11 protein-coding genes are annotated in these 12,834 nt (G+C 66.8%); 8 read left to right on the plus strand and 3 right to left on the minus strand.

Annotation, left to right across the window (positions count from 1 at the left end; genetic code table 11):
* The first annotated feature begins 64 nt into the window (after nucleotides 1-64).
* The 8 genes from H587_RS0108650 (at nucleotide 65) to uxx1 (ending at nucleotide 7,471) form a co-directional block, all read left to right on the plus strand.
* Nucleotides 65-364 carry a DUF503 domain-containing protein gene (locus H587_RS0108650; protein WP_027175931.1) on the plus strand — a complete coding sequence of 100 codons (300 nt, stop codon included), beginning with the start codon at nucleotides 65-67 and terminating at the stop codon, nucleotides 362-364.
* A gap of 1 nt (nucleotide 365) precedes the next feature.
* The gene (rbfA, locus tag H587_RS0108655; RefSeq protein ID WP_027175932.1) at nucleotides 366-725 is read left to right on the plus strand and encodes a 30S ribosome-binding factor RbfA; all 360 of its coding nucleotides are present in this window, start codon (nucleotides 366-368) and stop codon (nucleotides 723-725) included.
* On the plus strand, nucleotides 682-1,659 hold the full coding sequence (locus H587_RS0108660; RefSeq protein WP_027175933.1) for a DHH family phosphoesterase: 978 nt from the start codon (nucleotides 682-684) through the stop codon (nucleotides 1,657-1,659). The genes rbfA and H587_RS0108660 overlap by 44 nt, the downstream gene beginning before the upstream one ends.
* Nucleotides 1,656-2,627, plus strand: coding sequence for a tRNA pseudouridine(55) synthase TruB (truB, locus tag H587_RS17900; RefSeq protein WP_051202588.1), 972 nt, complete (start codon nucleotides 1,656-1,658; stop codon nucleotides 2,625-2,627). Before H587_RS0108660 ends, truB begins: the two co-directional genes overlap by 4 nt.
* Before the next feature lie 23 nt (nucleotides 2,628-2,650).
* Nucleotides 2,651-2,920: a 30S ribosomal protein S15 gene (gene rpsO, locus H587_RS0108670; protein WP_027175934.1), complete on the plus strand. Its 270-nt coding sequence runs from the start codon at nucleotides 2,651-2,653 to the stop codon at nucleotides 2,918-2,920.
* Between the two features lie 248 nt (nucleotides 2,921-3,168).
* A complete protein-coding gene (gene pnp, locus H587_RS0108675; RefSeq protein WP_027175935.1) occupies nucleotides 3,169-5,391 on the plus strand; it encodes a polyribonucleotide nucleotidyltransferase in 2,223 nt (740 codons plus the stop codon).
* A gap of 140 nt (nucleotides 5,392-5,531) precedes the next feature.
* Nucleotides 5,532-7,253, plus strand: coding sequence for a motility associated factor glycosyltransferase family protein (locus tag H587_RS0108680; protein ID WP_027175936.1), 1,722 nt, complete (start codon nucleotides 5,532-5,534; stop codon nucleotides 7,251-7,253).
* Nucleotides 7,250-7,471 (plus strand): UXX-star selenoprotein family 1, encoded by a 222-nt coding sequence (gene uxx1 / locus H587_RS0108685; RefSeq protein ID WP_027175937.1) that lies wholly within the window; start codon nucleotides 7,250-7,252, stop codon nucleotides 7,469-7,471. Before H587_RS0108680 ends, uxx1 begins: the two co-directional genes overlap by 4 nt.
* Nucleotides 7,472-7,512: 41 nt before the next feature.
* Here the strand turns inward: uxx1 and amrB are convergent, their stop codons facing one another.
* From amrB to H587_RS0108700, 3 genes are all read right to left on the minus strand, one after another.
* Nucleotides 7,513-8,322 (minus strand): AmmeMemoRadiSam system protein B, encoded by an 810-nt coding sequence (gene amrB, locus H587_RS0108690; RefSeq protein WP_027175938.1) that lies wholly within the window; start codon nucleotides 8,320-8,322, stop codon nucleotides 7,513-7,515.
* Between the two features lie 17 nt (nucleotides 8,323-8,339).
* On the minus strand, nucleotides 8,340-11,651 hold the full coding sequence (locus tag H587_RS0108695; protein ID WP_084630553.1) for a tetratricopeptide repeat protein: 3,312 nt from the start codon (nucleotides 11,649-11,651) through the stop codon (nucleotides 8,340-8,342).
* A gap of 65 nt (nucleotides 11,652-11,716) precedes the next feature.
* Nucleotides 11,717-12,745 (minus strand): sigma-54 interaction domain-containing protein, encoded by a 1,029-nt coding sequence (locus H587_RS0108700; RefSeq protein WP_027175940.1) that lies wholly within the window; start codon nucleotides 12,743-12,745, stop codon nucleotides 11,717-11,719.
* Nucleotides 12,746-12,834 lie beyond the last annotated feature (89 nt).

The following is a 12,834-nucleotide window of genomic DNA, read 5'->3' on the forward strand; positions in this document are numbered from 1 at the left end:
AGGTATCCCGGGGACGCCGCGCCCCTGGCCGGGATTTGTGGACGGAGCCCCCAGGAATCATGATATGATCATCGGCACGCTCACCCTGGATTTCCGGCTCCACGGCAACGACTCGCTCAAGGGCAAGCGCAAGGTGGCCCAAAGCCTCAAACAGAAGCTCCGCAACAGCTTCAACTTGGCCGTTTCCGAAGTGGACGCCCTGGATTCCCACGAACGCCTCGTGCTGGCGGCGGTCACGGTGGGCAACGAGACGAAAGTCGTGGAGGGTCGCTTGGCCAAGGCCCTGAACCTGGTGGAAGCCGCCGCCGAGGCCGAGCTGGTCCACTGCGAGACCGAAATTTTTTCCAGCTCTCCGGAGGAATGAGATGAAGACCACCGACTCCCGCCGTTCGGTCAGGCTGGGCGACCAGATATTGCGCGAACTGGCGGGCATGCTTCTGGAGGACATCCAGGACCCCCGGCTGGACATGGTCACCCTATCCGGCGTGCGCATGAACAAGGATCTGCGCATCGCCGAGGTCTTCTTCACCCTGCCCGTCGGCGAAGATCGTCTCAAGGACGCCGTGACGGCGCTGGAAAAATGCTCCGGCCGATTGCGCGGACTCCTGGGCAAGCGCCTCAAGCTCCGCTACCTGCCCGAACTGCGTTTCGTGCATGACACCTTTCTCGAGGACATGGTCTATGCCAAGCCCCATCCGGGAAATCTCGGAAATACTGAAGAATAACCGCTCGTTTCTGGTGGCCTCGCACGTCAATCCCGACGGCGACGCCATCGGCGCCACGGCGGCTCTGGGGTTCCTGCTACGGGCCCTGGGCAAGAACGTGGTGCTCTACAATCCCTCGGGCCTGCCCGAGCGTTACGCCTGGCTGGCCCTGCCCGAGCCGCTTTCGACGCGTCTGCCCGAGGTTCTGCCCGACTGGACCGTGACCCTGGATTGCGGCGCGCCGGAACGGCTGGGCTCCGAGCTGTCCGCGCGACTCGATCCCGAACGCACCGTGAACATCGACCACCACCTGGGCAATCCCGACTTCGGGGCCGTGAACTGGGTGGATCCGGCCGAGCCGGCGGTGGGAGCCATGGTCGCCAAGCTGGCTCGTGAGCTGGGCGCGCCCCTGACCGGCGGCTTGGCCGAGGCCGTGTATCTGGCCGTGGTCACGGACACCGGCCACTTCACATACGGCAACACCACTCCCGAAGTCCTTGAGCTGAGCGCCGAGCTGCTGCGCGGCGGCCTGGATCTGGAGGGCGTCAACGCCCGGATCAGCAACCAGTGGTCGCCCCGGCGGCTGGAGTTGTGGCGGCGGGTTCTGGGCAGCCTGGTGCTGCGCCACGACGGCCGCATGGCCCTGGCCGTGGTCACCCGAGACGACCTGGACGGAACCGGGACCACGTCCGAAGACTGCGAGGAGTTCGTCAATTTTCTCCGCCGCCTGCGCGGCGCCCGGGTCTGTGTGCTGGTGCGCCAGGAGGGGCCGGAGCGCTGGAAGCTGAGCCTGCGCTCCCAAGGCGCGGACGACGTGCGGGCCGTGGCCGCCGGATTCGGCGGCGGCGGGCACAGGAACGCCGCCGGAGCCATGATCGAAGCCCCGCTGGGCACGGTCCTGACCAACCTGACCGAGGCCGTGGGGCGCATGCCCGGCCTGAAGGATCGCCAGTGAGCCGCCGCAACCGCCACGATCCCCGCCAGCTGGACGGCCTGCTCGTGCTGAACAAGCCGACCGGCCCCACCTCGGCGGCCTGCCTGAACCGGATCAAGCACGGCCTGGGCCAGTTCAAAATCGGTCACGCCGGCACCCTGGACCCCCTGGCCCAGGGGGTGTTGCTTGTCCTGCTCGGACAGGGTACAAAGATAGCTTCCTACCTGACGGGGGGGGAGAAGATCTATTCCGGCGAATTCACGCTCGGGCTCACCAGCGACACCTACGACTCCGAGGGCAAGATCCTCGCGCGCTCGGAGGTGACGGCCTCCCCGGAGGAGGTGGCCCAGGCGGTTGAAGCCTGGAAGGACTTGACAGAACAGGAAGTACCCGCCTATTCGGCGGCGAAACATAAGGGGAAACCGCTCTACTCGCTGGCACGGGCCGGCGAGGACGTGCCCGTGAAAAGCAAGGCCGTCACGGTTTTCCATGCCGAACCGTTGGAAATAGCCCTTCCGACGGCGAGATTCCGGGTCAGATGCTCGGCGGGCACCTACGTACGCTCCCTGGTCCACAGCTTGGGGATGCGACTGGGTTGCGGCGCCATCATGACGCAACTGACCCGCGAGGCGAGCCTGCCCTTCGGACTGGAGCAGGCCCACGATCTCGAGGCCGTCCTTGGCGAGCCGGAGCGTTTCGCCCAGAGGGTCATCCCCCTGGCCGAGGCGCTCCCCCACTGGTCCCGGCTCCGCTTGAGCGATACGCTGGCCGCCCAGGTCAAAAACGGAGCCTGGCTGCCGGTGGCCGAGACGGAGGCCGAGGGGCACGCCGCTCCTGGAGACCACGCGGTCTTTCTGGAGCCCGGCGGCAGCCCTCTGGCGCTGGTGGAAGCTCAGGCCAAGGACGGAAACTTGTGCTGGGTCATCCTGCGGGGACTGTGGAGCGAGGAAGCGCCACGCCGCGACAAGGGCCCCGGTTCGGCGAGTTGAACACCAACCTGGAGGATAGCGCTGTGGTTTTGGACGCCGAAGGCAAGAACAAGATCATCGAGGAATACAAGCGGCACGAAGGGGACACCGGGTCTCCGGAAGTGCAGGTGGCCCTGCTCACCGAGCGGATCACCTACCTGACCGAGCACTTCAAGGTGCATAAGAAGGACTTCCACTCCCGCACCGGCCTGCTCAAGCTGGTCGGTCAGCGCCGGAAGCTTCTCAACTACCTGAAGAACAAGGATATCCAGCGCTACCGCGACCTGATTCAGCGTCTCGGTATCCGCAAGTAGCCGGACGACCGGCACATTCGGTTTCAATCCCCGGGGACGACGGCGTCCCCGGGGATGTTTCCGCGCCAGGCCCGACCCCGCGCAAGGAGCGCGAGGCGAAGGCCCCCCCGGGCCGGGATGGTCCCGGCAGCGTGCGTGGTTGGCTGCGGAAAGCGCTTTTGCCGAGGCAAGAGCCCTTTCCCAAGCCTTCTCACGTTCCGGGGAGAGACGGCGCAATGACCCGCATCCCAAACAGTAGAGGAACGAACATGTTGGTACCTTTCGAAAAAACGCGCCTGTCCACCCCCTTGACGGGCGGCATTGAGATCGCCCTGGAAACCGGCAAGATGGCCAACCAGGCCCACGGCTCGGTCTGGATTCAGTGCCGCAACACAGTCGTCCTGGTCACGGCGGTGTCCGCCCCCCTGCCCGAGGACAAGGGCTTCTTCCCCCTGACCTGCCACTACCAGGAGATGTCCTACGCCGCCGGACGCATCCCCGGCAGCTACTTCCGCCGCGAGATCGGCCGCCCCTCCGAGCGCGAGACCCTGGTCTCCCGCCTCATCGACCGTCCGATCCGCCCGCTGTTCAAGAAGGGCTTCGCCGACGAAGTCCAGATCGTCGCCACCGTGCTCTCGGCGGGCCGCAACACGAACCCCGACGTGCTGGCCCTGACCGGCGCCTCGGCCGCCCTGCACCTCTCCCCCATGCCCTTCCTGGGCCCCATCGCGGGCGCCCGCGTGGGCTACATCGACGGCGAATTCGTGCTCAACCCGACCTACCACCGGGCCCAAGACGAGAGCAGTCTGAACCTCATCTTCGCGGCCACCCGCGATGCCGTGGTCATGGTCGAGGGCGGTGCGCAGTTCCTGTCCGAGAACCTCATCGCCGACGCCCTGGAATGGGGCCACAAGCAGATCATCCCCCTGCTCGACCTGCAGGATGAGCTGCGCGCCAAGTGCGGCAAGCCCAAGATCGAAGTCACGGCCCCTGAACCGGCCTCCGAGTTGGTTTCCTACGTGGCCGAAATCGCCACCGACGAACTCAAGGCCGCCCTGGCCATCCCGGCCAAGACCGCCCGCCGCGTGGCCAAATCCGCAGCCGAATCCAAGGCCCTCGAAGCCGTGGCCGAAAAGTTCGCGGCCGAGCCGGAGAAGGCCAAGCTGGCCAAGAACGTGGTCGAGGCCCTGGGCAAGAAGCTCATGCGCACGCGCATCAAGGAAGAGGGCGTGCGCATCGACGGCCGCGACCTGAAGACCGTGCGCCCCCTGTCCATCGAGGTCGGCGTCCTGCCCATGACCCACGGCTCCTGCCTCTTCCGGCGCGGCGAGACCACGGCCCTGGTCACCGCCACCCTGGGCAGCAGCCGCGACGAACAGCGCATCGAGACCCTCACCGGCGAGGAATCCAAGCGCTTCATGCTGCACTACAACTTCCCGTCCTACTCCGTGGGCGAAGTGCGGCCCATGCGCGGCCCCTCGCGCCGCGACATCGGCCACGGCGCCCTGGCCGAGCGTTCCATCTCCCAGGTTCTGCCCAGCCCGGACGAGTTCCCCTTCACCCTGCGCGTGGTCTCCGAGGTGCTCGACTCCAACGGCTCCTCCTCCATGGCCACGGTCTGCGGCGCGACGCTGGCCCTCATGGACGCGGGCGTGCCGATCAAGGAGCCCGTGGCCGGCATCGCCATGGGCCTGACCAAGGAGGGCGACGACTACCTCGTGCTCACGGACATTCTCGGCGACGAGGACGCCCTGGGCGACATGGACTTCAAGGTGGCGGGCTCCAAGGACGGCATCAGCGGCATCCAGATGGACGTGAAGCTCTCCACGGGCATCCCGTCCGACGTGCTGCGCCGCGCCCTGGCCCAGGCCCGCGACGCCCGCCTGCACATCCTCGAGCACATGGGCATGGTCCTGGCCAAGCCGCGGCCGGAACTCTCCGACCTGGCTCCGCAGATGGCCGTGCTGCACATCAATCCCGAGAAAATCCGCAGCGTCATCGGCCCCGGCGGCAAGAACATCAAGGCCATCACCGCCGAGACCGGCGCGGACATCGACATCGAGGACTCCGGCAAGGTCTCCATCTTCGCCCCGACGCTGGAATCGCTGGAGAAGACCAAGGAGATGGTCCAGTACTACGACCAGACTCCGGAGCCCGGCAAGAACTACGAGGGCACGGTCAAGAAGCTCCTCGAGGTGGGCGCCCTGGTGGAGGTTCTGCCCGGCGTGGAGGGCATGCTGCACGTGTCCCAGCTGGACGTGGAGCGCATCGAGAAGGTCACCGACCTCCTCCAGCTCGGCCAGAAGGTCTGGGTCAAGGTCATCGAACTGGAAGCCGGCGGCCGCATCCGCCTCTCCCGCAAGGCCTGGCTCATGGAGCAGGCCGGCCAGGAGGTCAACCTGGACGAGTTCCGCCGTCCCCCGTCTTCCCGCGAAAACGGGGATCGCCGAGGCGGCCGCCGCGACGACCGCCGGGACCGCCCGCGCCGCTAGTTTCGGACCAAACGCACGCACCTTGGGGGCGGCCGCCGCGCGGCCGCCCCTTTCCTTTCCCTCCTCTCCGGCCTTGCCCGCGATCCCGGCCGAGGCTATGCTGCCCCCCAGACCGCCAACCTGGGAGGCACGCAGCGCGCATGCACATCCAGACCTACATCGACCAGCCGGGGTCGATCCCACCGGAGGCCCTGCTCGTCTGCCTCGGTGCTCCGGCCGCCAAACCCGCGGGCCGGGTTCTGCTGTTCACGAACCTCGACGAGAAGGATCTGCTCCGGGCCCAAACCGTGCGCCCTGAAGAGCTGAAGGACGGTCTGCACTTCCTCATCTCCCGGGAAGCCTATCGGGAAAACAAGGTGGTCGCGGATCGCATTCAGCGCCACCTTGCCTGGCTCTTCTGCAAGTTCGTCCACTACCCGCGCAACGCCAACATCCCTGACCCCTGCGGCCTCTACGGCCCCAAACCACCGAACATCCTCAACGAAATCAATCGCTGCCGCAACGCTCCTCTGCTGCTGCGCTCCCCGCTCACGGACGCCCTGGCCCGGGCGCGGATCCGCCACCCCCTGCTCCTGGTCCTGCCCGGGCCTTCACTGCGCGGTCTGGCGCCTCGGCTCAAGGCGCTCTCCCGCGTCTGTTTGGTTGCCTGCATCGCGCGCACCATGGATTTCTGCTTGGGCAACGGGGTCGAACCGGATTTTTTGGTCCAGCTGGACACTGGCTGGTGGCAGACTCTCTTCCTGCCGCCGGAGCGCACCCTGCCCGGCTGCACCCTGGTGGCCCTGTCCCTGGCTCCGGTGCATGCCGTGGCCGAGCGCTTCCGGGGCGTCTTCTTCATGGACAGCTTCGACCGCGAGGTTCTGCCCAACCCTTCGCGTCTCCGGGAATCCTGGCTCAGTTCCCTGCTTCCCTGCCTGGGTCTGGCCGAGGCCCTGGCCGCGCCTCTCGTGCTGGTGGCCGGAGCCGACTTGTCCTTCGGGCCCAACGGGCAATACCACGGGGACGGCCCGGCCGCGCCGCTGCCCGCCTACCCGCCGGACAGCCCGATTCTCGTGGGATTGAACGACTTCACCGTGCCGGATGTACACGGCCGCGCCGCCACCACCCGACTGCCCTACTTCGCATCGGCCCACGAGGCGACCCTCTTCGCTCGGGAGATATCCCGGGGAAACGGCGCACGCTTTTGCAACATCACCGGCGAGGGCATTCTGGACCCGACTTTCTTCCCTCTTCCCGAGGAGGATTTCTCGGCAACCCTGCCCGCCGTGGACCGCGCGGCAGTCCTGGCCAAGGTGGACGCGGCCCTGTCCTCCCCCGAGAGCGTGCAGCTGCTCAAACACAAAATGAAGCTCTTGCGCGACCTGGAAATGGTCCGCGACAACCTGGATTTTCTGAATTTCTGCCGCTGGCGCAAACAGGACGCCGAGGCCGCCGCCCATCCCATGGTTCGCGCGCTGCACGCCCAGGGCGACTATCTGGCCCAGACCGCTGGCCTCTCCCAGGGGGAACGCCTGGAACTGGCCGTGGAGCTTCTGGAACAATGGCGTCTGAGCCTGCTCCAGGCCCGCAACGTCTGCCAGTTGGAGCAGGAGCGAGCGCGAGGCGGCCTCGTGCCGGTGCTCTGCCTTGAAGACGAGAACCCGATAGAAGACTTGGAGCGCCGCCATCCCGGGCTGCGCGCCCGCCCCGTGCGGATCTGGCGCGAAACCGCCCCGACCCCGGACGCCGACCGGCTGCCCTACCGCCAATTCGCGGCCTGGAGCCGTGAACGCAAGGTTTTCCTGGTCACGCCCAGGGCCGAGCGGCATTTCCAGATGCTTCTGGACTGCCTGCCGGGAAAAAATTGGCTGGTGCTGCGATGACGGAGAGAAGACGGCCGAAGGTCGTCATCTACGGCCGGGAGAAATGCCCCTTCACCCGCCGCGCCCGGGATGCTTACGGCCCGAAGGCGGAATTCCGCGACGTGGAAACCGACCCCGCCAACCTGAAGGAGATGCTCAGCCTGGGACAGGGGTCGCGCCGCATCCCCCTGATCGTCCGGGACGGCGTGCCGGAGATCGGCTTCGAAGGCCGTTCCTGAATCGTGCGTGAGCGCTCCGGCCGTGCGCCGGAGACCCCAGGCTAGCTCACCAGAACCCCGGCGTAGCCCACCACCCGGCTCATGTCTCCGTTCACATCGCCGGAAGTGCTGTAGGCCGCCACCTCGACTGCGCCGGCTCCGAAGGCCTTGGCCGCGCTCAGCCCCAGGACCATGGGCAGCACGCCGCACATGGTGATCCCGTTGGCCCGCACCACCTCGTAAAGCGCCTCCGGGTCCAGGGCCTTGATCGCCTCCAGGGCCAGGGAATCCCGGGCCTCGGCTTCCTCGCGCGAGACATAGTGGCTCATGTCCGAACTGACCACGAAGGACACGGGCGTCTTGCGGGCCTTGAGGGTTTCGGCCAGGCGCAGACCCACGTCCATCAGTTCGCGGGCCCCGCCTCCGCCCACGCAGATCGGCACGATGCGCATGTCCGGATTGATCGACCGCAGGAAGGGCACGAGCACCTCCAGGGAGTGTTCGTTGAGGTGCGCGGTGCGGTCCGGGGTCAGGCGCGGATCGCGGGCGATGAGGGTTTCAGCCAATTCCTCGTCCACGGCCAATCCTCCGCCGGGAAAAAGCCAGGAGCCCATGTGCCAGACGGCGTAGCGGCTGCCCATGCCGGTGTGGTTGGGGCCGAGCAGGATCACCGTGTCGGCCAGATCGGCCCGGCCCAGGGTGGCCCCGGCCACGGCTCCTGAAAAGACGTAGCCCGCATGAGGGACCATGGCCAGAAGGGTTGGTTTGTCGGCACGGCCTTCGGCGACGGACAGAAAGCGGGCTACTTCGGCGGCCAGGGCCTGGGGCTCGGCGGTGTAAAACTGTCCGGCCACGATGGGTTTTCTGTCCATGAATGCCTCCTGTCGCCCTAGTTGGGCACGGGCGCGTATTCCCGCGCCTTCTGCTCCAGGGCCTGCGTTTCGATGGCCGAGGCGGCCATCCGTCCGTAAAGGCTGTCGGGTTTCTTGGTCTGAATGTCCGTCATGATCCTGCGCCACTCGTCCACGGCCCCGGCCTTGCGGTAGATGTTGGCCAGCCGGAAGTGCATGGAGGCCCACTCGGGATCGCTCTCGGGAATGTACTTGTCATACTCGGAGGCCCACTTGAGGGCTTCCTCGTAGCGGCCGGAATGCTCCGTGGCGAACACGGTCATGAGGATGGCGTCCTTGATCTTGTCCTTGTCGCCCTTGGTCTGGAGCAGGAGCGACAGGGCTTCCTGGGAGTAGGCGAAGACGCGACGCAGATCCTGCTTCTCCATGCTGGCCTTGGCCAGATAATACATGGCGTTGGCCCGCGCGTTCGCGTCCACGGTGACGTCGGCGGCCAGTTGGGCCCAGATGGGCAGACTCTTTTTCGGCTCGTTGAGATTCTCCAGGGACATGGCCCGGGCGTAGTCCAACTGCTGCTCCAGGTTCCTGGGAATCTTCCAGTTCCGGCGGGCCATGGCCGCCAACTCGTCCAGCCGGGTCCAGGCCCCGGTCTCGAGAAAAATGTTGCTGGCCAGATTGAGCGCCATCTCCGAATACTTGGGAACCTGATTCTTGGTCAGGTAGCGTCGGATCAGGCCCAGGGCCTTGTCGTGTTCGCCGGTCTTCCAGTAGCAGGTGGCCACGCCCAGGCGGGTGTCGTCGTCCACCTTGCCCTGGTCCACGAACTTGTACTTCTCCCACCACTGGGCCACGCGCCCGTAGTTCTGATCCGCGATGAGTTGCGGCACGGCCAGGGTGAAGGTCTTGTCGCCCAGTTCCCGGGCCTTGGGAACCAGTTCGCTCTTGGGGTAACGGTCCAGGAGATCCTGCACCGCGCCCAAGGCGTCGCCGTACTGCTTGTTCCAGGCGTTCCACATGGCCAGCTTGAGCAGGGCCAAGGGGGCCAATGGGCTGTCCGGATGCTTTTCCGCGATCTCGATGTAGGTGTCCCTCGGCCGCACGTTGTAGGGGCGGTCGAAGACCGAGGCCATGACCGGCTCGGTGGGATCGTCGTAGATGCCCTCCTCGGCCAGGCGCATCTTGGCCACCAGCGCGCCCTCAGCGTCGGGATAATCCTTGATGACCTTGTCGTAGATATCCTTGGCGGCCTTCTTGCGGCCATCGCGCAGATAGATGTCGGCCACGCGGGCCAGGACGATGTCGTTCAACTGGGCCTGGGGATTCAGGTTGTAGTAGGTCCAGTAGTGATCCTTGGCCTCCTTGAGCTTGCCCAGGGAGTTCTCCACGTCGGCGGCGAGCTTCAGGAAACGGGGATTCTCCATGTAGAGCAGCGGCCAGCGCTTGTCCATGTAATCCGTGATCTGGAAGGCCTGCTCGTTGTAGCCCAGAAGATGGAGCGAATTGGCCAGCAAGTAGGAGGCCTGCTTGATGATCGGAATGTCCGGGTGCTGCTGGATCAGGGTCTGGAGCCGACGCGCCGCCTCGGCGTAATTGCCCTTGTTGAAGGCGTACTCGCCCCAATAGTAGTCGATGTAGGGGACGTTGGTGTCTTCCGGGTACTTCTTCTTCAGGAGATTGAAATAGGCCGTGGCCTCCGGGACGTTGTCCACCTTCAGGTTCAGCAGGCCGAGGTTGAGCAGGGCCGCCGGAACCCGAGGCGAGTTCAGGTTGGCGTTCATGGCCTCGTTGTACGCCTTGGATATCTCCGGGAAGTGGTCCCGGATGGAATCCCGGTACATCTGGTAGACCGTGTCGGCCATGTCGTAAAGGGCGTCCTCGCGCACGTCGACGGGCAGGTCCGGGGCGGCCAGAAGTCCCTGCAACGACTCCTTCGCGCCCTTGAGGTCGCCGTTGGCCATCTGGCCCTCGGCCGTGTAGAGAGTCTCCCGCAGATACGTCTCGCGCTCGGACCCGGCCAGTTCCCCGGCCGTGGCGTTGCCCTCGGGGGCGGCGGCCGTGGCGTTGTCGGACGGCGGCAACTCGGCATGGGCCGGTTCCGGCTTGGGCGGCTCCACCGGCGGAGCCTGCGGGGCCGCTTCAGGCGCTCCGGGCACCACGTTCACCGGTGGGGGCGGCTCGACCGGAGCCTCGGCCTTGGCCTGGGAAGGAGCCTTGGGGGCGGCCGGAGGAGCAGGAAGCACGGGCCCCGTGGGCACGGAACTCATGTCCGGCATGGGCACCTCCGCCGAGCTTTCGGCGGCCGGAACCGGGGGCAGGACGCCACCGCTCGCCTGGCCCTTGACCTCTCCGAAGCCGTTTCCGACGGGCTGGACCGGCAGGGAGCCCCCGGCCAGCTCGGCCAGACGGACCTCCTCGGGCCCCTTGCTCACGGCCTTGAAGCGGACCTCGCCGTCCGGGCCCACAGGCACCTCGCGCGCCTCGGGTGCCGGGAGCATCTGGCCCACGGTTCCATTCCCGCCGGGATCTCCCGGGCCCAGCTGGGTGCGCACGGAATACGGCACGGAAAAATACGGTTCCTGCCCGGGGGCGGCGTCTCCCGCAGCTCCGGGCATGGGCAGTTCCGTCTCCACGGCGGGAGCGGAGCCGCGTTTGCTCGGCTGCACCACCACCGGTCCAGCCGGGGCCTTCTCGGCCGCGCGGCGCGGCTCGGCGGCGACAGGCGCGGCCTGCGCCGCGGGCTGTGCCGGAGTGGACGCGGCCTCCCGCCGGACCGGATCGGCCTTGGGTTTGGCCTCAACCTTGGCTTTGGCTTCCGTCTTCGGCTTGGCCTCGGCCTTTGGCTTGACCTCGGCTTTCGGCTTCGCCTGCTCCCTGGTCTTGGCCTTGGGCGCGGGCTCCGCCTTGCGCGGCTCCGCGGGAACCGGTGCGGGGGATTCCACGGCGGCCGCCGTGCGTTCGCGGCCCCAGCGGGCTCCGAGGGGATCACGGAAGACGGTGATCTGAAAACCGCCGGGACGGTTCGCGGTGACGTAGCCGAAGGCGTTGGTGTTCAGGCGGATGCGCAGACCGGACGCGCCGGGCTCCACGCCGGAAACCAGCCGCCCGCCTCCAGCGCCGGAAGGACGGCTCTCAGCCTTCCAGGGGTCGGCCCCGAGGGACACGGTGATCTCCTGGGCCCCGCTGCGGGACACGGAAAAGGACGGCGGGGTCGAATCGAAGGCGAAGGTCAAGACGTCGGCGTCGCCGCGCGCCTGGGATTCCAGACGCAGGGCCAGAGCCGGGGAGGCGCAGACGAGCCACCCCAGAAGGACGGCGGCAAGCGCCGATGGAGCCTTCCGAAGTTTTTTCACGGTCACGTCGCGCGGTTATGCAAGGAGCGTGCTATCCTCACGAAAGCCCTCCCCGCGGCCCGGGCCTAGCCCGGCTCCGCCTCGCCACCCTTGCGCTTCTTGAGCTTCTCGATCAGGGTCGTGCGCTTGATGCCCAGAATCTCGGCGGCCTGGTTCTTGACTCCCCCGGCCTCTCCCAGGGCCTCGTCCAGCAGCCGGGCCTCGATCTCATCCAGGAAATCCTTGAGCCCCATGTCCTTGTCCCGCATGTCCTTGAGACAAGGCCAAGCGAACCCGGCCGGGCGGGCGACAGCGGGCGGCTCCCGCTTGGGCGGCTCCTCGCCCACGTCGCGCCAGATCTTCTCCGGCAGGTCGGCGGGCTCGATCCGCTCCCCGTCGCAGAGAATGGAGAGCCTCTCCATGAAGTTCTCCAGCTCGCGCACGTTGCCCGGCCAGGCATAGGCCAGGAGCATGTCCCGGGCCTTGTCCTCGAAACGCAGCCGCGGGCGGCCCTTTTCGGAACAGAAACGGCCGAGGAAATACTCGGCCAGGAGCAGCACGTCCTCGTCCCGTTCGCGCAGGGGAGGCAGGTGCAGGGGGATGACGTTCAGGCGGTAAAAGAGATCCTCGCGGAACTTGCCCGCGGCCACGTCCTTTTCCAGGTCGCGGTTGGTGGCGGCCACCACGCGCACGTCCACCTTCTTGATCTGGGTGCCGCCCACGCGCTCGATTTCCTTTTCCTGAAGCGCACGCAGAATCTTGACCTGGAGGCTCAGGTCCATGTCCCCGATCTCATCCAGAAAGATGGTCCCGCCGTCAGCCAGCTCGAAGCGGCCGGGCCGGGAACGGATGGCGTGGGTGAAGGCCCCCTTCTCGTGGCCGAAGAGTTCGGATTCCAGGAGTTCCTTGGGGATGGCGCCGCAGTTGATGGGCACGAAGGGGCGTTCCCGGCGGCGGCTGTTGCGGTGCAGCGCCCGCACGAGCAGTTCCTTGCCGGTGCCGGATTCCCCGGTGACGAGCACGGTGCTGTCCGTGGGCGCGACCTTGAGCAGGACGCGGTAGACCTCGTGGAGAACCGGGCTGTTGCCGATGATGCCGTCCAGATGCAAAGCCATGCCGCCTCCGTGCCGATGACCCAGAATTCCCTCTCTCCCTGTCAATGAAATGACGCAAAGTCAATGGCCTTGGCGAAAAGCCCAGGCGA

It is taken from the genome of Desulfovibrio aminophilus DSM 12254, assembly GCF_000422565.1.
In the GTDB taxonomy this organism is placed as follows: Bacteria; Desulfobacterota; Desulfovibrionia; order Desulfovibrionales; family Desulfovibrionaceae; genus Aminidesulfovibrio; species Aminidesulfovibrio aminophilus.

Excerpts from the sequence above, each read along its gene's own strand:
- H587_RS0108650 (WP_027175931.1), top strand. The coding sequence starts at position 65 with ATGATCATCGGCACGCTCACCCTGGATTTCCGGCTCCACGGCAACGAC.
- rbfA (WP_027175932.1), top strand. The coding sequence starts at position 366 with ATGAAGACCACCGACTCCCGCCGTTCGGTCAGGCTGGGCGACCAGATA.
- H587_RS0108660 (WP_027175933.1), top strand. The coding sequence starts at position 682 with ATGCCAAGCCCCATCCGGGAAATCTCGGAAATACTGAAGAATAACCGC.
- pnp (WP_027175935.1), top strand. The coding sequence starts at position 3,169 with ATGTTGGTACCTTTCGAAAAAACGCGCCTGTCCACCCCCTTGACGGGC.
- H587_RS0108680 (WP_027175936.1), top strand. The coding sequence starts at position 5,532 with ATGCACATCCAGACCTACATCGACCAGCCGGGGTCGATCCCACCGGAG.
- uxx1 (WP_027175937.1), top strand. The coding sequence starts at position 7,250 with ATGACGGAGAGAAGACGGCCGAAGGTCGTCATCTACGGCCGGGAGAAA.
- amrB (WP_027175938.1), bottom strand. The coding sequence starts at position 8,322 with ATGGACAGAAAACCCATCGTGGCCGGACAGTTTTACACCGCCGAGCCC.
- H587_RS0108700 (WP_027175940.1), bottom strand. The coding sequence starts at position 12,745 with ATGGCTTTGCATCTGGACGGCATCATCGGCAACAGCCCGGTTCTCCAC.